Genomic DNA, 21,999 nt, shown 5'->3' with positions numbered 1-21,999 from the left:
CACCACCCAACCCGTTCGCAGCATCAAGGCCCACCGCCCGAGGAAGACCGGGCAGACCCATGTTTCCTAGGCCAGGTGTCAACGATGTCCTGAGACCGAACTGTCAACCATCTCCTGGGACTGGACAGGGCCAGTGAAAGTGCGGCCGGCGAAGCTCAGGCTTCGGCCCGAGCTGCGTTGTCGCGGATGAGCGTAGTGAGCCGGTCCCAAAGTGGCCTGGGCAGATCGTGGCCGACGCCGGGCAGGACAACGAGCTGCGCGTCGGTGACGGCGCGGGCGATGGCTCGCGCTGCGGATGGACGGACGACCGGGTCCTGGTCGCCGTGCAGGACCAGGGTCGGCGCGCGAAGTTCACGCAGACGCGGCCCGGTCCAGGGAGCGCGGAGCTGACGAGCCTGGGACGTCGAGTCGCGGACACCGTCAGTCGGTGCCTGTTCCAGCCATGCGCGGGTGGCCTGGTTGTCGTAGGGGTAGCCAGGAGATGCGCAGATGCGGGCCACGGCGAGGGCGGTCTCGATGTCGCCTTCACGCGTGTCGGGGTAGTCGAGCCGGCTGGTCTGGCGCACGAACGACAGGTGGACGTGGCGCAGGCCTGTGATCGGGCTGGCGTCGCTGGGCATCGAGCTCATGACCGTGAGGCTGGCGATGCGATCGGGGTGCCGTAGAGCGATGCGCTGGGCGATCAGTCCTCCGTTGGATAAGCCGAATAGGTGCGCCTGAGGCCAGCCGAGGGCGTCGAGGACGGCCACGGCGTCGTCGGTGACGTCTTCGGCGGTGTAGGCCGCCTTGCCGCGGCCGAGCAATCCGGCGAGGGGACTATGTGGTCCGGTGTCGGTGAAGCGGGTGGACAGGCCTACGTCGCGGGGGTCGTAGGTGGCGACGTGGAAGCCGGCTTCGATCAGCTCTCTGAGGAACTCCGGCGGGTAGGCGCGCCGGCCGCCACCGAGCCCGGCAACCATGAGAAGCGGCTTCCCGTCGCGTTCCCCGCGTGGGCCGCCCCAGTCCTCGTAGGCGAGGCGGACGTCGCCGTTGTCGGTGAAGTGAGCCGTCACGTGATCTTCGCTGCTCATCGTCGCTCCTGTGACAGGGTCAATCGGTTGGGTTCAGCTGGGTGCGGCGAACACGAGGACCAGTCCGAGCATCGCGAGGGCCTCGATCGCGGCGAATCCGAGCAGGCCCAACGGCTGGAGCTGACGCTGCGCGGCGGGTTGACGGGCGATCCCGTTGATCATGGACGTGAAGACCAGTCCGACGCCGATGCCCACTCCGAGCACGGCCAGCCCGAACCCGACGATGTTCAACGATCCCGTCACCGTTGCCTCCCTCCAAGTTCGCGTCCACCGATCGCGAACGCTGTACTCAGATAGTAGGTGCGCTGTTACGGTGTTCGCAAACGTTGTTCTCACGAGGGGTGGCTCGGTGTCGCGATCGGTGTGGCTGCGGCCGGAGCACGCGGGCGTGGGGAGGCCGGCCCGGCGCAGCCGCGCCGAGATCGCCGGAGCGGCCGTGCTGCTGGCTGATCGGGAAGGACTGGAGGCGGTGTCGATGCGCCGGGTCGCCAGCGAGCTCGGTACGGGCGCGGGCACGCTGTACCGCTACGTAGAGACCCGCGACGAGCTGCTCGACCTCATGGCCGACCGTGTCGCTGGCGAGTACGACCTCGCCGCTCCGAGCGAGGACTGGCTGGCCGATCTCGTCGAGATCGGGATGCAAGCCCGCGGCATCCACCGCCGCCATCCCTGGCTCCCCGAACTGGTGATGACCGCGCCCTCCGCGGGACCCAACACCGTGGACCTCCTCGAGCACTACCTCGCCGTGCTCGCATCGCATCCCGCGGACGACGACGCCAAACTGGTCGCCTTCGGGGTCCTCAACTCGCTCGTGGCGTCCTTCGCTATCAGCGAGCACTCGCGCGCCGACCTGGCGCGGAACGCCGAGTACATGGCTCACGTCGCCGCCGCCGGCGATCACCCACACATCGGCGCCCTCCACGCGCCACCGTCGGACCCGGACGACGACCAGCTGCCGGAGGTCCTCCGGCGAGTCCTGATCGGGCTTCTCCCCCTGCTGGACACGTGACGAGGTGACCTGTCCGGCTGACCGGTTCAAGCGTGTCGGCCCCCGTAAAGGTGCTGCCTGGTGTTTCGTGCTGCTCCTACAGGACCTCGCGGTACGCGGTGACGTCCACGCCGATCTGCTCCTGGCGGTCCATGGCCGCGACGTAGTCGTCGCGGGCCTGCTCGGCGGTCGTCCGTGTGGCCGTCGCAATCTGGCCCAGGTGGCGCCCGCTCGACGGGCGCCGTGGACGGCTGCCACGGCCAGCCGCTGAGCAGCGAGACGATTCAGTGGCTTCGCCCAGAGCCTCGACCCGGTCGACCTCGGGCATCGAGGCGATTGCGTCACGGAGCTGGGCGCGGGATTCGTTGGTGGTGTCGGGACGCGGTCGACGAGAACCCGGACGACCTTCAGTCCGGCGCGAGCAGCGTGGCCCGGCCGCCGAGACCGAATGACGACGAGGACGGTGCCGCGGGCGCTCTCGTCCCGACCGGGTTGTGGCCCGACTGTGGCCCGAGCAGGGTCCAGACATGAAGAAGGCCCGCCCCGAGTGACCGGTGAGCGGGCCGCTGACCTGCAAGAACAAGGTTGGAGCGAGTGACGGGAATCGAACCCGCGTTCTCAGCTTGGGAAGCTGATGTTCTACCATTGAACTACACTCGCGCGTTGCTCTCGGAAGCCTACACGCCGCCCCGGCATCCGGGCGGAGGGGCTGGTCCGGGGTCGGTCGATCCGGCGCGGGGCGCAATCACATGCATGTCGTTCACCGCTCGATCACGGTGGGATCACAAGCCGGGTGCGCGTTGATCGCACGCTGAGTGACGAGATGTTAGGTCGACAGGGTAGATCCGAGAACAGGCACTCCTGTTGGGACTGCTCGTCGTGTTGGCTGGTCAGCGACATGCCATCGGAGACCCCCGGGGAGGAGGACGCCATGACTGCCCGTGAGCAGCACGAGCGCTCCCTCCCGGAAATGTTCGTCATCATCGCGTCCGCGGAGGACGCCAACGCCCTCGCCGCGCTCGGCGAGCGCGACCCCGAGGTACGCCCCGTCCTGGTCGCCACCGGGCCCGACCCGATGGCGGTCGACGAGGTCCTCGACGACCTCGGCGCGCTCGCCGGGCGCGTGCTGCTCGTCGAGACGCCCGACTCCGGGCCGGCCGCGGAGGTCGCCGCGATGCTGCCGCGGCTCGACGCCCTCGTCGCCGACGACGTCCCGGCCGTCGTGCTCGTCCGCGGCGGCTCGTCCACCGCGCTCGCCGCCACCCAGGCCGCCGTGTGGCGGGGGGTGCCGGTGGTCGCCGTGCCGGTCGAGGGCCGGTCCTCGGTGGACACCGCGAACCAGGCGGCCATCGCCGCGCTGGTCGGCACGCAGGACGCCCCCGACACCGAGCCGGAACACGTGCGCGCGGCCGCGGCCGCGCACCGCCTCGTGCGGGAGCGCCCCGAGCCGGGGAACGGCCCGCGGGTCGTGCGCCTTCCGACGCATCGCACGCTGTCCGCCTGACGAAGGTCACCCTCAGCGATCAGCGGGTCCTGGCTCATCACTCAGTGATGAGGAGAGCACGAAAAGTAGAGCCAATTACCCCTCCCGGCTAACGTCATGCCTCGTGAGCCTGATGGTCCTGGTGGACAGTCGGCGCACCAGGAGGGCGGGGGTCGGTGAGGCGGTCACCGAGACTGATTCACGAGGTCCAGCGTCTGGGCCTCACGGTGTCGATCGCTGCCCTCCTCATCGTGCTGCTCGTCGTTTTCCGGCTGGTCTGGTCCGTGGCGGTGACGGCGCCGGCCGACCAGCGCCTCCAGGACGGGCTCCTGGCGCTCGAGGACTCCCACCAGGCGATGCTCGACATGGACGCTTCGCTGCGGGGCTACCTCGCGACCGGTGACCAGTTCTTCGCCGACAGCGCCACCGACGCGGCCCCGGCGCTGGCGGCGGCGGACAGCCAGATGGTGAACCTCCTCGAGGAGCCGCAGCTCCGCCAGGACGTGCTGGCCCTCCTGCTCGCCCAGCAGCGGTGGCGCACCGAATGGGCCGACCAGGCGCGTCGCCTGCCGCCGCCCGGGGGTGTGGAGACCTTCCTGAAGCAGGGTACGGCGCTGTTCGACGACTACCGCGCCCGTAAGGACGCGACCCGCGTCGACGTCCTCGACGCCATCGAGACCGCGGACGGGTCCGCGATCGCGGCGCAGTGGGTCATCGGAGTGCTCATCGCGCTGATCGGCGCCGGCACGCTCGTCGTCGCCCTCCGGGGCCGCCAGCGACTGCAGAGCCACGTCGTCACGCCCGTCGACGGCCTGCTCGCGTCGGTGCGGGGCATCGGGGAGGGCCGCCTGTCGCCACCCGAGCCGGTCACGGGGTCCGCCGAGCTCGTGGCGCTGCGCGACGGTCTCGCGGACATGACCGTCGCGCTGCGCCGGCAGCGGGAGGAGGCCGCGGCCCAGGCCGAGCGCCTGCAGGCCCAGACCGACCGGCTGCGCACCATCCTGATCATGACCCGCGAGATCGCGGGCAGTCTGAACACCCGCTACGTCATCGACTCCACGGTCCAGGCCGCGGTCGCGGTCACCGACGGGCGCGTGCTGCTGTGGCTGCTCGAGGAGGACGGCAACGGCCTCGAGCTCGCGTACGACTCCGACCGCGGCGCGGTGTCGCCGATGGAGACCCACTGCAACCTGGGGGTAGGCGTCGTCGGGCGCTCGGCGCGCTACGGCCAGATTTCGCGCGGCGACCCCGACACCGGCGAGGACGCGGCGGTCGCGGTCCCGCTGGTCGTCGGTGCGCGGGTGATCGGCATCCTCGAGTGCTACGACTCGCCCGACGGCGAGGTCGACGGCCAGCGCCTGTCGGCGGTCGAGATGCTGGCGACGCTGTCCGGCTCGGCGATCGAGGCGAGCCGCCTGCACGCCGCCACCGAGCGCCTGTCGCAGTTCGACCCGCTCACCCAGCTCGCCAACCGGCGCCGGCTGGGGGCGGACCTGGACTCGGCGGTCGCCAACGCGAAGCGGCACTCGTCACCGATGTCGGTGATCATGCTCGACCTCGACCACTTCAAGGAGCTCAACGACCGCTACGGCCACCAGCAGGGCGACGTCGTGCTCCAGGAGGTCGCGAGCACCCTGCGCACGGCCATGCGCGACGGCGAGACCGCCTACCGCTATGGCGGCGAGGAGTTCGCCGTCCTCGTCACTCGGGGCGGGCCGGACGACGCGGTCAAGCTGGCCGAGCGCCTCCGGGTCCGCGTCGAGGAGGACTTCCGGCGCGGTGACAAGCAGCTGGTCACGGCCTCGTTCGGCGTGGCGGGCCTGCCCGAGCACGCGGGCGACGGCGAAGCGCTGCTCAGCGAGGCCGACCGCGCGCTGTACTCGGCGAAGAACGCCGGCCGCAACCGCGTGCACCGCGCCGGCGGGCTCGTCGACTGAGTCATCCCGGTGACGGGGACACGGCCCGGCAGCGCTCCCTCGTCGCGCTGTCCCCCTCCCGAGCCTAGACGCCGTCCTCCGGCAGGCCGCGCCGGAAGTTGACGTACGCGCGCGACGGCGTCGGGCCCCGCTGATCCTGGTAGCGCGACCCGTAGACCGGCGAACCGTACGGGTGCTCGGCCGGCGACGAGAGCCGGAACAGGCACAGCTGCCCCACCTTCATGCCGGGCCAGAGGCGGATCGGCAGGTTGGCGACGTTCGACAGCTCGAGCGTCACGTGACCGGAGAATCCGGGGTCGATGAACCCGGCCGTGGAATGAGTCAGCAAGCCCAGACGGCCGAGACTCGACTTGCCCTCGAGGCGGCCTGCCACGTCGTCGGGCAGCGTGATGACCTCGTAGGTCGACCCGAGCACGAACTCGCCGGGGTGCAGCACGAACGCCTCGTCGCTCGCCGGCTCGACCATGCGCGTCAGGTCGTCCTGCTGCAGCGAGGGGTCGATGTGCGTGTAGGCGTGGTTGTTGAACGTGCGGAAGTGCCGATCGAGGCGCAGGTCGACGCTCGAGGGCTGCAGCAGCGTCGCGTCGAACGGGTCGAGCCCGACGCGTCCCGCCGCGACCTCGGCGCGGATGTCGCGATCGGAGAGCAGCACGCGCGGACCCTATCGGTCGCCGCGAACGGGGACTTCGCGCGCATAGAAGCAGCGAACAGCGCGTTCGCTGCCACACCCCCGGCGCCGTTCGTTCGTCAGGGGCGCGCCGGGATCAGGTCTCCGACGACGGGTTCTGCACGTTGGCGGAGCTGGCCGCGGTGTCGGGGTCGGAGTCGCCCTCGTGGTCGGTCTCGGTCGTCGCCTCCGGGCGACCGCGCTTCACGGCCGCGAGGAGCATCTGCGAGACGTCCATGACCTCGGTGCCGACCGCCTTCGACTCGCTCTGGCGCTCGGTGAGCCCGTCGGTGAGCATCACGCGGCAGAACGGGCAGCCGGTGGCGATCGTGTCGGTCTCGGTCTGGATGGCCTCGTCGACGCGCTCCATGTTGATGCGCTTGCCGATGTGCTCCTCCATCCACATCCGCGCACCCCCGGCGCCGCAGCACAGGGCACGGTCGGCGTGGCGGGGCATCTCCTTGAGCTCGGCGCCCGCGGCCTCGACCAGCTCGCGCGGCGGGCTGTAGACCTCGTTGTGCCGGCCCAGGTAGCACGGGTCGTGGTAGGTCACCGTCTTGCGCGCCGGAGCGTGCCCGTTGCTCGACCCCTTCTCGGCGAGCGCGACCGCGGCGGGGGCGGCCTGGTCGCCGTCGTGGCCCGGCGTGCCGTCGCCCCGATCGGCGTGCTCCCCTGATGCCGGGGTCAGGCCGCGCTCGGTGCCGTCGTTGTGCGGGCCGTGGTACTGCAGGTTGGTCGACGGGTTGATGTCGAGCTTCGCCGAGACATTCCTTCCGGCTGGGACCGGCGAGGACTCCGGCGCCACCGGCACCAGCTTCTTCTCGCGGACGAGCTGGTTGAGCAGCTGGGTGTGGTGGACGACCTCGTAGTGGCCGTCGAGCTGCGGGTACTCGCGCCCGAGGGTGTTCATGCAGTGCGGGCAGGTGGTGACGATCTTGCGCGTCCCCGGCTCGCGGCCCTCGAAGACGGCGTCGAGCATCTCCTTGGTCTGCATGGCCATCATCTGGAAGAGGAACTCGTTGCCCGAGCGCCGCGCCGGATCACCGGTGCAGCTCTCCTCCTTGCCGAGAACGACGTAGTTCACGTCGGCGATGTGCAGGAGCTCGGCGACGGCGCGCACCGTCTTCTTGGCGTTGTCGTCGAACGCGCCCGCGCAGCCGATGAAGAACAGGTACTCGGTCTCCGGGGCGAGCTCACCGTCGAACTCGGGCACGTCGAAGGGCAGGTCCTTCGCCCAGTCCATGCGCGACGAGTTGTTCTGGCCCCAGGGGTTGCCCTTGTTCTCCAGGTTGCGGAACAGCACCCCGAGCTCCGCCGGGAACTCCGACTCGATCATGACCTGGTTACGGCGAATGTCGATGATGTGGTCGACGTGCTCGATGTCGACCGGGCACTGCTCGACGCAGGCGCCGCAGGTGGTGCACGACCACAGGACCTCGGGGTCGATGACGCCGAGCGCCTCGGCGGTGCCGACGAGCGGGCGCGAGGCCTGCGTGTCGTCGCTGGCCGTGTAGCGCTCGAAGCCGGACTCGGGGACGTGCGCGTGGTCGTTCGCCTCGACGCCGGCGGGCGGCGACTCGGGGGTCTCCTTGCCGCCGATCATGTACGGCGCCTTCGCGAACATGTGGTCGCGCAGGTCCATGATCAGCAGTTTCGGCGACAGGGGCTTGCCGGTGTTCCACGCCGGGCACTGGCTCTGGCAGCGACCGCACTCGGTGCAGGTCGCGAAGTCGAGCATGCCCTTCCACGTGAAGTCCTCGATCTTGCCGCGCCCGAACGAGGCGTCCTCGGGCGGATCCTCGAAGTCGATCGGCTTGCCGTCGTGCTCGATCGGCGGCACCGGGCCCAGCGCCTTCGGGAGGCGCTTCGCCGAGACGTTGATCGGCGCGATGAAGATGTGCAGGTGCTTGGAGTAGAGCACCACGATGAGGAAGCCCAGCGCGACGCCGATGTGCAGCAGCAGGAACACCGACTCGAGGACCTCGAGGACGCCGACCGGGATGCCGGAGAACAGCTGGCCGACGCCGATCGAGGCCCAGGCGCCCGAGTCGTACGGGAAGTAGCCCAGGGCCGAGGCGGCGCCGCGGAACGCGAACAGCGTCCAGACGACGTTGAAGATCAGGAAGAGGATCAGCCACGCGCCGGCGGTGTGACTGCCGTAGAAGCGCGAGGTCCGGGCCCGGCGCTCCGGCGCCTGCTGCACGCGCATGATCGCGAAGGCGATGATCGAGACCAGCACCATGATCGCGATGAAGTCCTGCAGGAAGCCGAGCGCGCCCCAGGTCCCGATGAGCGGGATGGCGAAGTCGTGGTCGAACAGGACGCCGTAGGCCTCGATGTAGACCGTCAGCAGGATGATGAAGCCCCACATCGTGAAGAGGTGGGCGAGGCCGGGGATGGACCAGCGCAGGAGTTTGCGCTGCCCGAACACCTCCACGAACTGGGCGCGAACGCGTGCGCCGAGGCCGTCGGCGCGCTTCGCGTCGGGCTGGCCGGAGGCGATCAGGGTGTAGAGCCACCATGCCCGGCGCGCGGCCACGACCGCCACGACCAGGGTCAGGGCGAGCCCCAGGACCAAACGGACGACCACGACGGGACCTCCCCGTGACCCGGGTCCGTGGTGGTGAACCCGGTTGAGACAACGACTGCGTCGGCGGCACTGTAACCGCCGGTCGTGCCGTCGGCGCTGCGAAGGGTGACCGAAGCTACTCGCCGGTAACTCGCCACGGGCGAGTCGGGTCGACCTCGATCGAGCGATGCTTTGCGAATGTGAACGCGACCGCGCCACGCCGGAGCGTGATGACCGCCCGTGCCGTGTGGATCACGATAGGCTCTTCCGGACCAGGAGAGCGGGTCCTCATGACCCGTCGGTCGCGGAGGGTTGACGATGCGAGCACGCCTGTGGGGGAGGGCGTGGGAAGCGGGTGCTCGGCGGCCGTCGGGGGGTGTGACGACCCCGGCGCGAGGATTGTTGGATTCCCTGCAGGCGCCGTGTTTACTCGACCGGTCGAGAACGGGTTCCGGCACATCGACCAGCACGTTCGCGGGAGGACCGCCATGACCGTCACGTTCCTCGGCGCCGACCTGCTCGCGCAGGCCCCGGGGACCGGCGGGCTCCAGGGCTGGATCCAGGACAACATCGTCCCGCTGATCCTCCTCGGTATCGCGATCATCATGCTGTGGATCGGTGGACGCGGTGACAACGCCGGCGTCGCGCGCCGCAGCATCGGTCTGATCATCGGGCTGGTCGCCCTCGGCATCGCCCTCACGCCTGGTGCGGGTGCGCGTGTCGGTGCGTTCTTCGCCCAGCTCATCACGGGGTGACGCGGGTGCACATCCGCACCGACGACGAGGTGTACCGCGTCGACGCCGTCTGGCTGGGTCCGCCGCGCGCGACGTTCCCGTGGCGTGCCCGCTACTCCGCCTACGGCGTCGGGCTGATCGTCATGCTCGTGGTGATGTTCGTGCAGCGCCGCCTCGGCATCGACCTCGGCTTCTTCTCGGTCGCCTGGGCGCTGCTGATCACGGTGGCGATCACCCGTTTCGTGTCGCGGCGCATCAACGACGAGCGTCCCCTGCTGGAGTGGCTGACGCTCTTCGTCCACGAGCTGCGCGGGCCCCGGGCACGCCGGCGCGTCACCGGCGGGGCCCTGACCACCGGGCACGTGCGGGTGCACCGCGACCGCCCCAGGCTCACCGGTGCCCCCACCGCCGTCGCCCTCCCGCGCGGCAGCGACCGCACGGCGGCGAAGCCCGCCCGCCCGGTCGCGGTCGACCCCGCCGCCGACGCCGCCTGGGGTCCGCCGCCCCGCGACGACGAGGTGCCCGCGCCCGAGCCGGTCGCGGAGACCCCCGAGAAGGCCCCGGAGCCGGAGAAGCCGCAGGAGCCGGAGAAGCCGCGGGAGCCGGTCACGCCCGGGACGGACGGCGACCACCTGACGCCCACCGTGCGGAAGGCCGGCCCCTCGCACACGCGCGCCGCGCGTCGGGAGGAGAGCCCGCGGCGGGCGAGCTCGTCCGGCCCCCGCCGGCGTGCCCGCCCGGAGAAGGCCCGCACGGCCGACGCGGCCTTCGGCCCGCCGTCGAGCGCGGACGTCGGAGAACCTGCGGCACCGAGTGCCGCGGGCACGAGTGGCGCCGACCAGCCCGCCGAGCTGCCCCCGGTGCCGGACCAGCGCGCAGGTGACGCGGCGATGGCGGCCTGGACCGGTCCGCGCGCCGAGCGGCGCGAGGCCGTGCCGGCGCGCCGCGCGGGGTCCGTGATCCGCAAGGCCGTGCCCGACCCCGACCCCGACCGCACCCAGCGGCGACCGGTGCGCCCGCGGCGGCGCCCGGGCTGGCCGATGTCGAACGAACCGGCCGGCCCGAGCGGCCCGACCGACTCGACCGCCCCTGCCGCGCCGTTCGGTCCGGGCACGCGTGGGGAGCGACGAGGAGATCCCGGTGCTGCGCCGCGGTAGGTCCCGGCGTGCTCTCGACCGCGGTGGCGCGGACTCCCCACCCGAGGCCCTCGAGGCCGGCGGCTCGAGCAGCCTGCGCCCGGCGCGGGCGAACGGCAACGGTCAGGGCGGCCACGGCTCGCGGCGGGGTCGCTCGCTGGTCGGCGAGTCGCCGGCGGCGGGCTACCGACCCGCGATCTCGCTGCGGGCCATCGACGGCAACCTCGCGCGCACCGCCTCGGCCGTCACGGCCTGGTACCGCCTGGCTCCGCAGCCGTGGAGCTTCCGCAGTGACACCCAGCGCGAGACGCTCATCCGCCAGATCGCCACGCAGCTCGGCGAGCTGCAGGGCCGGTGGCTGCACGTGCGGGTCACCTCGCGGCCCTATCCCGTGGCGCTCTGGGCCGAGACCTTCGACCACAACGCGCCCGGCCGCCTGCCCGACGTCTCCGGCGCGCTGAGCTGGGAGAGCTTCCTCGAGGGCGAGCAGCGCCACCTCATGGGCCTGTCGATGTCCGACAAGGAGGTCTTCCTCGGCGTCGAGGTCTCCGGGCGCTCGGTGGTCGACCGCTGGCTCGAAGGCGCCGCGCCGGTCCTCGGGCGCCTGGTGCCGTCGGCGGCGACCGCGGAGCTCGCCGCACTCGAGTCCGAGATCGCGCACGTGGAGGCGCTCGTCTCGCGGGCCGGTCTGGACGCGGTGCCGGCGACCGCCGAGGACATGGCCTGGCTGATGCACCGGTCGTGCTCGCTGGGCCTGCCCGCGCCGCGCACGGTGGCGCCGGCGTCGGGCGAGCGTTGGGAGGCCGAGGACCTCGCGGCGTTCACCGACGGCGTCGCCCTGCAGCAGGAGCCGTACGCGCCGACCGTGCAGGTGCTCGGGCGCTTCGGCACCCAGCCGGTGCAGCGGCACGTCGCCGTCCTGTCGGTGGGCCTCATGGACGCGCTGCGCATCCCGGAGGCCGACGACCCGTGGATGCAGCGCAGCGACCGCCTGCCCTTCCCCGTCGAGTGGTCCGCGCGGATCTACGTGCGCAGGCCCGAGGAGGTCTCGGGTGAGCTGCAGCGCCAGATGGGCAAGGTGCGCAGCCAGATCCGGCACTACACCCACGACCACGACCTCGACCCCCCGATGTCGCTCGCGCGCCAGGCCGACCGGGTGCTGCAGATCGAGGACGAGCTCTCCGGCGGGCTCACGCAGCTCAACACCAGGGTCTACGGGTGGTGGCGCGTCGCGGTGTCGGGTCGCGACGAGGGCGAGGCGCTGACCCGCGCCCAGCAGGTGCTCGACCTCTACCGCCCGCGCGTCGCGATGGAGCACCCCGAGGCCCAGTACGCGTACGCGCGGGAGTTCATCCCGGGCGAACCGCTCGCCTCGACGGCCTACCGCCGTCGCGGCTCGGTGACCTGGGTGGCCGCGGGGGTGCCCGCCGCGTCGGCGTCGGTCGGCGACCGGCGCGGGATCATGATCGGCGAGACGTGCACGGCCACCCGCCGCCCCGTGGCGTGGGACCCGTGGATGGCCCAGGAGGTCCGGCGCGCCTCGGGCCTCACCGCGGTGGTGGGTGGTCTCGGCTCCGGCAAGTCGTTCCTCACCGGACTGCTCGTCTACAAGACGCTGCGCGCCGGGGCCCGCTGGACGGTGCTCGACCCGTCCGGTCCGCTGGCCGAGCTGACCAAGCTCCCCGAACTCGCCCCGTTCTCGCGGCACATCCACCTGCTGGGCGCCGACCCCGGCATCCTCAACCCCTACCGGGTGGTGGCCGAGCCGCGGCGCGACCACTTCCTCGACGAGGACGACCCCGACAAGGCCTGGCGCCGCGAGCGCTCGCTGGCCGCCGCGACCCGACGCCGGCTCGTGCTCGACGTCCTCACCGGCCTGCTGCCCTACGACGTGGCGCGCCTGCCCCACACCCGGATCGTGCTGCTGCGCGCGGTCCGCGAGGTCGGGGGCGCACCGGACCGCGACCCCGGCCAGGTCATCGCCGTCCTGCGCCGCCACGCGCGCGAGGGCGAGGAGCACGCCGACGTCGTCGCCGACTTCCTGGAGGAGCGCCGCGAGCTGCCCCAGGCCGCGCTGCTGTTCCCCGACCGGAACACCGACCCGCGCGACGACCCCTGGCAGGGCGAGGAGGACTACCGCCTCACCGTGCTGACCATGCAGGGGATGTCCCTGCCGCGCCCCGGCAGCCCGCGCGAGGAGTGGACCGACGGCGAGTCGCTGGCGGTCGAGCTGCTCAACCTCGCCTCCTGGCTGACGCAGCGCACGATCTACACCGCCGACCGGAACCTGCGGAAGGGCGTCGCCCTCGACGAGACGCACTTCCTCTCGCAGATCCCCACCGGCAAGGTGCTCATCGACCGCCTCGCCCGCGACTCCCGCAAGTTCAACGTCCGCGCGCTCTTCGCCTCGCAGCTCGCGGGCGACCTGCTACGCGTGCCGGGGTTCGCGTCGCTGGTCAACGCGGTGTTCGTCGGCCGCACCGACGACGAGGAGGCGCAGGCCGAGGCGTTGCGCCTGCTGCGCGTCCCGACCGAGGTCGGCTACGAGGAGATGCTCGGCACCCTCTCGCCGCGGCCCCGCCACGACGATCGGCCCGACGACACCCCGCGCCAGTTCGTGTTCGCCGACGGGCACGGCGGTGTCGAGAAGATCCGGATCGATCTCGAAGGACCGCACCTCGAGCACCTGCGCGACACGCTGGACACCAACCCCGATGCGCGCCGGGTCCGCCCGCTGCCGGCGCCGGCGTCGACCGCGGGACCACGGCCCGGCCCACAGCCCGTCCCGCCCGAAACCGACGCCGAGCGCACCGGCCCGGTGCCGATCGTTCCCCCCGCCGGGCCGCTGCCCCCCACGCCCGGCGCGCCCCAGGGCCCGGCCCGGCCGGCGCCCCCCCGCGCGCCCACCGGCACCGCCCGCGTGTCGCCCGTGACGCCGTCTCGCGACCCGCTGGTCGAGCGCACCGTCGTCGAGGGCACGGTGCTGGACGAACGGTCCGACGTGCAGGAGATCGAGGGCTCGGGCTTCGACGCCCGCCTCGACGACCTGGTGCCCGACCTCGACGACGACCTGGGCGGCCCCGTCGCGCGGGCCGCTACTGAGCCCCCCGTCGGCGACGACGAGTGGGCCGAGGCCTGGGTCATGGACGAGGGCACCGGCCAGGACGCCGCGACGGGTGACGCGGTGGGCGAACTGGCCGACCTGGCCGACCAGGCCACCGTCACCACCGCCGCCGACCGCAACCCGGGCTGGCGCGAGGGCAGCGAGGTGCAGGACCCCGGCCGGTGGGCGAACGCCGGCCGCCGCGGCCCGGGGGCCCCGGGGTGACGCTCGCCGTCGCGATCCTCGTCGCCGCCCTCGTCGCGGGATGGCGGCGCTCCCGGCGCGCGCAGGACGGCGACATCGGCGTGTCGCCGCAGCGAGGATGTGGCGATCCTGGCGTGGGACGCCAGCGACGCCGCATCGCTCGCACCTCTCGGGTGCGCAGCACGGGGCGCCGTCGGGCGACCGTCGTCGTGATGTCGCTGATCACCGGCCTCGTGCTCTTCGCGCTCCCGGCGTCGGCGGCCCCGCTGGACTGCAAGGCCCCGCCCGATCCCGACCGTCCGGGCACGGGGCTCGTCGGTTCGCTCGACCCCGCCCCGCTCGGGGTCGGTGCCCCGGGCAGCGTCTACCACGAGGTCGGCTACGCCGGGCAGATCTGGTGGACCTACGACCTCGGCTGTGGCCCCGGCGCCGCCCGCGACCCCGCGGCCGCCACCGACACATGGCTCGGCAACCAGTTCTTCAACCTCGCCAAGCTCGTCGTCGGCGGCGTGAACTGGGCGCACTACCTCATCGAGCGCGGCTCCGGGCTCCTGTCGCCGCTCGACGGGATCGTCCAGGCCGGCACGGCGGCGATGTACAACGCCGTCTTCACGACGTGGGTCGGCGTCGCGCTGATCGTGCTCGCGGCGATCCTGCTGGTGCTCGCCATGCGCGGCGACCTGTCGCGGCAGGCCCAACGGGCGGGGATCGCGGTGATCGCCCTGGCCGTGGCCGCTGCGGCGTACGCCGCGCCGGTGCGCTGGTCGAGCGTGCTCGACGGGGTGCTGCTCGACGGCGTGACCGCGATGCAGCGCGGGTTCCTCTCGCAGGTCGGGGTCGGCGACGCGAACACGTTGCCGACCGTCCTCACCGACCAGATCGTCTACAACAACTGGCTGCGCGGGGAGTTCGGGTCCGCGGACGTGCCCCAGGCCCGCGACATGGGCCGGGAGCTGCTGCGGGCGCAGACGTTCACCAAGCAGGAGATCGCCGACGGCCAGGACAACCAGGCCACCGCCGACGCGAAGAAGCAGGCGTACACGAGCGTCGCCGACCGCGCGGGCGACCGGTACAGCTACTTCCAGGGCCGGCAGGGCTCGCGGACCGGCGCCGGGATGCTCGCGCTGATCCAGGCCGTGTGCATCGGTCTGTTCCAGCTGATGAGCAAGCTGCTCATCCTCGTGTCGATGCTGATCATCCGGCTGCTCGTGATGATCGCCCCAGCGCTCGCCGTCGTGGCGCTGCTCAAGCCCGAGGTGCTGCCCGCGACGCTGCGGGTCGGCGGGGCGGCGCTGGTCAACACGCTGCTCGTCGGCGCGATGGCCGGTCTGCACTCGCTCATGGTCATCGCGCTGTTCCGGCCCGGGGCCGGGGTGGACACGTGGCTCGCGCTGCTGGTCACCGGGGTCGTGACGATCGTGCTGTGGGCGCTCGCGCGACCGTTCCGACGACTCTCGGCGATGGTCTCGCTGACCCGCGACCAGATGAGCGGCGTGCTACCGCCCGCCGGCGGGGGCGTGTTCTCCCGCTTCCTGCCGCGCTCGCCCGCGCGGCAGGACGACTGGTGGTCCGAACGCCGCGAGGCCGCCGGCGCGGGCGACGGCTGGCGCCCGGAGGGCGGCACGCCTTCGCGCGCCGACCCCACGGTCGCGGGCGCGTCCGTGGCCGACCCCGCGGCGCCGGTGCGCGTCGACAGCGAGCGGGTCGGCTCGCGTGCGGGCGGCTCCCCCGGTCACGACGCGGACCCGGCCGCCGCCCTGGCCTCGCGCACCGCCGCCCAGCGCGCCCTGCCCCGTGGAGCAGGCGCCGTGCCCGGCGGCACCCCGCGCGGCGACCGCGACGCGACCCCGGCCCGCGCCCAGATCAGCGACGCCGACCGCAGCCTCTATCGCAGCGTGGCCGCGCGGACCGGGGAGGCCGGGGGCCCGAGCCGCCCGGTGCAGGCCGAGCTGGTGGACGGCGCCCCGGTCTACCGGATCTACCGCCCCAGCCGCCCGATCGGCGCCGGGTCGTCGCGCCGCTCGTCGCGGTCGGCCCCCGCCCCGCGCTCCGCCGGCGAGGGAGGCGCAGGTGCCGATCCGGACTAGGCGCGGGCGCGCGGCGGCCTACCGGGCGCTGTGGGAGTGGCCCCTGCACTCCCCGGCGCGCCTGTTCCTGGTGGTGGCGGTCGTCATCGCGCTCACCGTGGGCCTGTCCTACCTGAGCGGGTCGCTGGGCGGTCCGGGCCACGACGCGGGGCGCGCCCTCGGGCCGGCGCCCTCGGCGTCCCCCGGCACCGCCACCGCGGCACCCGGTCAGCCGACGATCACCGAGCTGCGGCCGCAGAGCCTCCCGCTCAGCGCCGTCCCGCCGGTCGCGCTCGCGGTCGCGGAGCGCTGGACGCAGGCGTGGGCCACGCACCCGCCCGGCACGACGTCCGCGCAGTGGAGCGCGGGGCTCGCGCCGTACACCACCGAGGAGTACCTGGCGGTGCTCTCCTCGGTCGACCCGGCGAACGTGCCGGGCTCGCGCGTCACCGGCCCGCCGCAGGCCGTCGACGTGCGCCCGGAAGCCGTGCGCGTCCAGGTGCCCACCGACGCCGTGCGCCTCGAGCTGCTGCTCGTGCAGGTGGGGCCGGGTGACTGGCGTGTCTCCGGCTACGACCGGGCGTCCTGAGCCGTGATCACGCCGCCCCGGCTGCCGCCCGGATTCCGGATCCTGCGCCTGCTGCTGCCGGTGGCCGGGCTCGCGGCGTTCATGGTCGTCGTGCTCGCCGGCGGGCTGCTCGTCGCGAACCAGTTCGTGCCCGGCGTCGGGGAGGACGCGGGGAGCACCTCCTGCGAGGCCGGCACGGGCGGGAGCACGACGGCCGACGCCCCGCAGACATCGGCCGAACTCACCGAGGTGCAGCGCCAGACCGCGGCGACGATCATCGGCGTCGCGAAGGGCATGAACGTGCCGCCGCGGGGCTGGATCGTCGCCCTCGCCACGGCCATGCAGGAGTCCCAGATGGGGACCGTCGGCATGGACGTCGCGGTCGACCACGACTCGCTCGGCGTGTTCCAGCAGCGCCCGAGCCAGGGCTGGGGCTCGCCCGCGCAGGTCCGCGACCCCGTGTACGCGACGCGGACGTTCCTCGAGCGCCTGCTCGCCGTGCCCGGGTGGGACACGATGCCGGTCACGCAGGCCGCGCAGGTCGTGCAGCGCTCGGCGTTCCCCAACGCCTACGCGAAGTGGGAGTCGCTGGCGAACAGCCTCGTGACCGATCTCGCGGGCGTCGCCGGCGCCATCCAGGAGTGCGTGCCCGCCGACGAGGCCTCGGGCGGCGTGGCGGCCGCGCTCCCACCGGGCGTGGCGCGCACGGCCATCGAGTTCGCCACCGCCGAGACCGGCAAGCCCTACGTCTGGGGTGCCACCGGACCGAGCAGCTACGACTGCTCCGGGCTCATGCTCCGCGCCTACCAGCGCGCGGGGATCGTGCTGCCGCGCGTCTCGCGTGATCAGTACCACGCCGGGGCGCATGTGCCGGTGGAGCAGGCGCAGCCCGGGGACCTGCTGTTCTGGGCGTACGACGAGTCGGACCCGGACACCATCCACCACGTCGCGATGTACCTCGGGAACGGGCAGATGATGGAGGCCCAGCAGACGGGCGTGCCGCTGGGCACCCGGGTCGTGACGTGGGACGAGGGCGAGCTGCTGCCGCTGGCCACCCGACCGGGAACCGGCTCCGATCGGGCCTGACGGGACGGTCGTCCGCTCCGACGCTCGCGGGTCGCCGACCTCGCCCGCTGATTTTCGGCGAAGTTGAGCGCCCCGGGAACAAGTCCGTGACATGCTCCGTTGGGCCGAGTGACACACTTGAGCGCAGCGGACTCAGGTCGCGTTTGCGAGGATGGCCTCGCAGGGCAAGTACTTGAGCGCACAGCACTCAACGACCCACCCCGGAATCAACGGGTCTCGAGAGGAGACACGAGCATGGCGCGAGCGGTCGGCATCGACCTCGGCACGACCAACTCCGTGGTCGCCGTCCTGGAGGGCGGCGAGCCGACGGTCATCGCGAACTCGGAGGGCAGCCGCACCACCCCGTCGGTGGTCGCGTTCGCCCGCAACGGCGACGTCCTGGTCGGCCAGTCGGCCAAGAACCAGGCGGTGACCAACGTCGACCGCACCATCCGGTCGGTCAAGCGTCACATGGGCACCGACTGGTCCGTCGAGATCGACGACAAGAAGTACACCGCGCAGGAGATCAGCGCCCGCACGCTGCAGAAGCTCAAGCGCGACGCCGAGGCCTACCTGGGCGAGGAGGTCACCGACGCGGTGATCACCGTCCCGGCCTACTTCGAGGACGCGCAGCGGCAGGCCACCAAGGAGGCCGGCCAGATCGCGGGGCTCAACGTCCTGCGCATCGTCAACGAGCCCACGGCCGCCGCGCTGGCGTACGGCCTCGAGAAGGGCGACGACGACCAGACGATCCTCGTCTTCGACCTCGGTGGCGGCACGTTCGACGTGTCCTTGCTCGAGATCGGCGACGGCGTGGTCGAGGTGAAGGCCACCAACGGCGACAACAACCTCGGCGGCGACGACTGGGACGAGCGGATCATCAGCTGGCTCGTCGACAAGTTCAAGAGCTCGCAGGGCATCGACCTGTCCAAGGACAAGATGGCGATGCAGCGCCTGCGCGAGGCGGCGGAGAAGGCGAAGATCGAGCTCTCCAGCTCGTCCAGCGCCGGCATCAACCTGCCCTACATCACCGTCGACGCCGAGAAGAACCCGCTGTTCCTCGACGAGACGCTCTCGCGCGCCGAGTTCCAGCGGATCACCTCCGACCTGCTGGACCGCTGCCGCAAGCCGTTCAACCAGGTCATCAAGGACGCCGGCATCTCGGTCAGCCAGATCAACCACGTGGTGCTGGTCGGTGGCTCGACCCGCATGCCCGCGGTGCACGACCTGGTCAAGGAGCTCACCGGCGGCAAGGAGCCCAACAAGGGCGTCAACCCCGACGAGGTCGTCGCCGTCGGCGCCACGCTGCAGGCCGGTGTCCTGCGCGGGGACGTCAAGGACGTCCTGCTGCTCGACGTCACCCCGCTGTCCCTCGGCATCGAGACCAAGGGCGGCGTGATGACCCGGCTCATCGAGAAGAACACGACGATCCCGACCAAGAAGTCCGAGGTCTTCACGACGGCCGAGAACAACCAGCCGTCGGTGCAGATCCAGGTCTTCCAGGGCGAGCGCGAGATCGCGGCCTACAACAAGAAGCTCGGCATGTTCGAGCTCACCGATCTGCCGCCCGCCCCGCAGGGCGTGCCGCAGATCGAGGTCAGCTTCGACATCGACGCCAACGGCATCGTCAACGTCTCGGCGGTCGACAAGGGCACCGGCAAGTCCCAGCAGATGACCATCACCGGCGGCTCGGCCCTCTCGAAGGACGAGATCGACCGGATGGTCCAGGACGCCGAGGCCCACGCCGACGAGGACCGTCAGCGCCGCGAGGCCGCGGAGGCCCGCAACCAGGCCGAGACGCTGGTCTTCCAGACCGAGAAGTTCATCACCGACAACGACGAGAAGCTCCCGTCGGACGTCAAGGAGAAGGTCCAGGACGCGGTCGGCGAGCTCAAGGAGGCCCTGAAGGGCGAGGACACCGAGGCGATCAAGGCCGCCTCGGAGAAGGTCGCCACCGAGTCGCAGCAGCTCGGCCAGGCCCTCTACGCCCAGCAGCAGTCCGAGGGCGGCGCGGCCGCCGGTGGTGCCGCCGGTGCCGAGGGCGCCGCGGGCGGTTCGGCGCAGGCGGACGACGTGGTCGACGCCGAGATCGTCGACGACGAGAAGGACAAGAAGGACTGACCCGATCCGGCGGGGCCGCGGGGACCTCCTACGGAGCACTCTCCGAGAGGGCAGCGGAGCTCGACCCGACTGCACGGCCCACGTCGCGGCCCCGCCGGCCGGCTCGTCCGAGTCCGCCAGCTTTCGACCACACGTCCCCGGTCCCGGCACGGTGATGCCGGGCCCAGCCTCACGAGGAGGTCACAGTGCAGGATCCGGTCGGCGGCCACGAGAGTGCCGACGCCACCGACGCCACCGACTCCAGCGTCGGCGGAGTGCCCACCTCCGGGCAGGCCGCTCCCGGCGGTACCGCCCAGCCGGACGGGGCCACCGACGACGGCGAGACCGCGGCACCCGACGGTGCCCAGACCATCGCCGGCGAGGCCCGCGCGGCCGAGTCCGCCGCCTCGTCGTCGGCCGCACCCGAGGCGAACGGGGAGGGCGCGGGCGACCCCGAGCTCGAGCGTGTGCGCGCCGAGCTGGCCGAGCGCACCGCCGACCTGCAGCGGGTGTCCGCCGAGTTCGCCAACTACCGGCGTCGCACCGAGCGGGAGCGCGAGTCGACCGTCGCGGGCGCCAAGGCGGCCGTGGCGGGTGAGTTGCTCACCGTGCTCGACGACGTCGAGCGCGCCCAGAACCACGGCGACCTGACCGGCCCGTTCAAGGTCGTCGCCGACCGGCTCACCGAGACGCTGCGGCGCGCCGGGCTCGAGCCCTTCGGGGCCGAGGGCGACGCGTTCGACCCGTCGGTGCACGAGGCCGTCGCCCACGAGACCTCCTCCGAGGTCTCCGGCCCGACCGTCACCACGGTGATGCGTCGCGGCTACCGCTTCGGCGACCGCGTGCTGCGGGCCGCCATGGTCGGGGTCACCGACTCCGACGGGTCCGCCCCGGCGGCGCCCCCGGCGCCGACCGAGCCGGCCGACGCCGGCACCACCTCCTGAGAGCGACCCTGACCACCACACCCCCCACACCGCGGAAGGAGCAGTCCCGCCATGAGCGCCCGTGACTGGGTCGAGAAGGACTACTACCGCGAGCTGGGCGTGGCCAAGGACGCCTCCGCGGACGACATCAAGAAGGCGTATCGCAAGATCGCCCGCGAGAACCACCCCGACGCCAAGCCCGGCGACGCCAAGGCCGAGTCCCGGTTCAAGGCCGCCGGCGAGGCGTACGGGGTGCTCTCGGATCCCGAGAAGCGCCAGCAGTACGACGAGGCCCGCACGCTGTTCTCCGGCGGACGCTTCGGTGGCTTCGGCGCCGGACGCGGGGCCGGCGCGGGGGCCGGTGGCGGGGGCACGGGCTTCTCCGGCGGCTTCGACGTCGGCGATCTCTTCGGCGGGCGCGGCGCGCAGCAGCCCGGGGCCGGAGGCCTCGGCGACCTGCTCGGCGGGCTGTTCGGCGGCGGGGCGGGCGCCCCGACCGGCGGCCCGGGCGGCCCCATGCCCGGCGCGGGCACCACCCGCCCCCGCGAGCAGCGCGGCGCGGACGTCGAGACCGACGTGCGCATCGACTTCTCCGAGGCGGTCGGCGGCACGACGCTGCCGCTGCGCCTGGCGTCGCCGACGCGCTGCAACACCTGCGGCGGCAACGGCGCCAAGCCCGGCACCAGCCCCCGCACCTGTCTGACCTGTGGCGGCGCCGGTGTGGTCTCGCGCAGCCAGGGCGCGTTCGCGTTCAGCGAGCCGTGCCGCGACTGCTCGGGCACCGGGTCGATCGTCGACGACCCGTGCCCCGAGTGCGGCGGCGACGGCGTGAGCACCCGGTCGCGCACCCTCACGGTGCGCATCCCGGCCGGTGTCGACGACGGCCAGCGCATCCGCCTCGCCGGGCAGGGACAGCCGGGCAGTCGCGGCGGACCGGCCGGCGACCTGTTCGTGGTCGTCCACGTCAACTCCGACAACCTGTTCGGACGCTCGGAGCGCAACGCCGACGACCTGACGCTCACCGTGCCGGTGACGTTCCCCGAACTGGTCGACGGCACGACGATCACGGTGCCGACGATGGACGGGAAGGTCTCGCTCAAGGTGCCCGCGGGCAGCCAGAGCGGACGCACGCTGCGCGTGCGCGGCCGCGGAGTGCACCGCAAGGACGGACGCACGGGAGACCTGCTGGTCACCGTCGAGCTCTCGGTCCCGCAGCGCCTGAGCTCCCAGGCCCGCGAGGCGCTCGACGCCTACGCCAAGGCCACCGCCGACCACGACCCCCGCGCCGAGCTCACCCGGCGTGCCGAGGCCCCCGCACGGAGGGAGACGGCGTCGTGAGCGGGCGCGACGAGCGGGGACCCTGGCCGTCCCCGCTCGGCGCCTCCG

General features: G+C 72.6%; 17 protein-coding genes and 1 tRNA gene. 12 read left to right on the top strand and 6 right to left on the bottom strand.

Annotated features, from left to right (window positions below):
• Positions 1-155: 155 nt before the first annotated feature.
• Positions 156-1,070: an alpha/beta fold hydrolase gene (locus AC2A1K_RS19260; protein WP_483897917.1), complete on the bottom strand. Its 915-nt coding sequence runs from the start codon at positions 1,068-1,070 to the stop codon at positions 156-158.
• Between the two features lie 33 nt (positions 1,071-1,103).
• Positions 1,104-1,313 (bottom strand): F0F1 ATP synthase subunit C, encoded by a 210-nt coding sequence (locus tag AC2A1K_RS19255; RefSeq protein ID WP_483897916.1) that lies wholly within the window; start codon positions 1,311-1,313, stop codon positions 1,104-1,106.
• A gap of 106 nt (positions 1,314-1,419) precedes the next feature.
• On the opposite strand from AC2A1K_RS19255, the gene AC2A1K_RS19250 reads away from it, so the two are divergent.
• Complete coding sequence (locus AC2A1K_RS19250; RefSeq protein ID WP_483897915.1) at positions 1,420-2,079, top strand: TetR/AcrR family transcriptional regulator; 660 nt, start codon at positions 1,420-1,422, stop codon at positions 2,077-2,079.
• 76 nt (positions 2,080-2,155) lie between these two features.
• On the opposite strand, the gene AC2A1K_RS19245 is transcribed toward AC2A1K_RS19250, so the two are convergent.
• Positions 2,156-2,386, bottom strand: coding sequence for a hypothetical protein (locus tag AC2A1K_RS19245; RefSeq protein WP_483897914.1), 231 nt, complete (start codon positions 2,384-2,386; stop codon positions 2,156-2,158).
• A 258-nt stretch (positions 2,387-2,644) separates the two neighbouring features.
• A tRNA-Gly gene (locus tag AC2A1K_RS19240) sits at positions 2,645-2,718 on the bottom strand.
• A 271-nt stretch (positions 2,719-2,989) separates the two neighbouring features.
• On the opposite strand from AC2A1K_RS19240, the gene AC2A1K_RS19235 reads away from it, so the two are divergent.
• Both AC2A1K_RS19235 and AC2A1K_RS19230 read left to right on the top strand, forming a co-directional pair.
• Entirely contained in the window at positions 2,990-3,562 is a 573-nt protein-coding gene (locus AC2A1K_RS19235) for a hypothetical protein (RefSeq protein ID WP_483897913.1), read from the top strand.
• Between the two features lie 230 nt (positions 3,563-3,792).
• Positions 3,793-5,478 carry a GGDEF domain-containing protein gene (locus tag AC2A1K_RS19230; RefSeq protein ID WP_483897912.1) on the top strand — a complete coding sequence of 562 codons (1,686 nt, stop codon included), beginning with the start codon at positions 3,793-3,795 and terminating at the stop codon, positions 5,476-5,478.
• A 64-nt stretch (positions 5,479-5,542) separates the two neighbouring features.
• On the opposite strand, the gene dcd is transcribed toward AC2A1K_RS19230, so the two are convergent.
• Both dcd and AC2A1K_RS19220 read right to left on the bottom strand, forming a co-directional pair.
• Positions 5,543-6,130 (bottom strand): dCTP deaminase, encoded by a 588-nt coding sequence (gene dcd / locus AC2A1K_RS19225; RefSeq protein ID WP_483897911.1) that lies wholly within the window; start codon positions 6,128-6,130, stop codon positions 5,543-5,545.
• Between the two features lie 112 nt (positions 6,131-6,242).
• Positions 6,243-8,735 (bottom strand): heterodisulfide reductase-related iron-sulfur binding cluster, encoded by a 2,493-nt coding sequence (locus AC2A1K_RS19220; RefSeq protein ID WP_483897910.1) that lies wholly within the window; start codon positions 8,733-8,735, stop codon positions 6,243-6,245.
• 467 nt (positions 8,736-9,202) lie between these two features.
• Here AC2A1K_RS19220 and AC2A1K_RS19215 point away from each other — a divergent pair, with 467 nt between their 5' ends.
• From AC2A1K_RS19215 to dnaJ, 9 genes are all read left to right on the top strand, one after another.
• Positions 9,203-9,469 (top strand): hypothetical protein, encoded by a 267-nt coding sequence (locus AC2A1K_RS19215; RefSeq protein WP_483897909.1) that lies wholly within the window; start codon positions 9,203-9,205, stop codon positions 9,467-9,469.
• 5 nt (positions 9,470-9,474) lie between these two features.
• Entirely contained in the window at positions 9,475-10,605 is a 1,131-nt protein-coding gene (locus tag AC2A1K_RS19210) for a hypothetical protein (protein ID WP_483897908.1), read from the top strand.
• A 73-nt stretch (positions 10,606-10,678) separates the two neighbouring features.
• Positions 10,679-13,912: an ATP-binding protein gene (locus tag AC2A1K_RS19205; protein WP_483897924.1), complete on the top strand. Its 3,234-nt coding sequence runs from the start codon at positions 10,679-10,681 to the stop codon at positions 13,910-13,912.
• Positions 13,870-15,978 carry a hypothetical protein gene (locus AC2A1K_RS19200; RefSeq protein WP_483897907.1) on the top strand — a complete coding sequence of 703 codons (2,109 nt, stop codon included), beginning with the start codon at positions 13,870-13,872 and terminating at the stop codon, positions 15,976-15,978. The genes AC2A1K_RS19205 and AC2A1K_RS19200 overlap by 43 nt, the downstream gene beginning before the upstream one ends.
• Positions 15,962-16,546 (top strand): hypothetical protein, encoded by a 585-nt coding sequence (locus AC2A1K_RS19195; protein WP_483897906.1) that lies wholly within the window; start codon positions 15,962-15,964, stop codon positions 16,544-16,546. Before AC2A1K_RS19200 ends, AC2A1K_RS19195 begins: the two co-directional genes overlap by 17 nt.
• Positions 16,547-16,627: 81 nt before the next feature.
• Positions 16,628-17,611, top strand: a complete 984-nt coding sequence (locus AC2A1K_RS19190) for a C40 family peptidase (protein ID WP_483897923.1) — start codon at positions 16,628-16,630, stop codon at positions 17,609-17,611.
• 234 nt (positions 17,612-17,845) lie between these two features.
• Complete coding sequence (gene dnaK, locus AC2A1K_RS19185) at positions 17,846-19,711, top strand: molecular chaperone DnaK (RefSeq protein WP_483897905.1); 1,866 nt, start codon at positions 17,846-17,848, stop codon at positions 19,709-19,711.
• Between the two features lie 185 nt (positions 19,712-19,896).
• A complete protein-coding gene (gene grpE, locus AC2A1K_RS19180) occupies positions 19,897-20,634 on the top strand; it encodes a nucleotide exchange factor GrpE (RefSeq protein WP_483897904.1) in 738 nt (245 codons plus the stop codon).
• Positions 20,635-20,685: 51 nt separating this feature from the next.
• Positions 20,686-21,951, top strand: coding sequence for a molecular chaperone DnaJ (gene dnaJ, locus AC2A1K_RS19175; protein WP_483897903.1), 1,266 nt, complete (start codon positions 20,686-20,688; stop codon positions 21,949-21,951).
• The last annotated feature ends 48 nt before the right edge of the window (positions 21,952-21,999 follow it).

The sequence above is a fragment of the Actinomycetospora sp. 2LY8.5 genome (genome assembly GCF_057180585.1).
The sequence above is the reverse complement of the archived record's forward strand: the minus strand, read 5'-3'. Positions and strand labels throughout refer to the sequence as shown.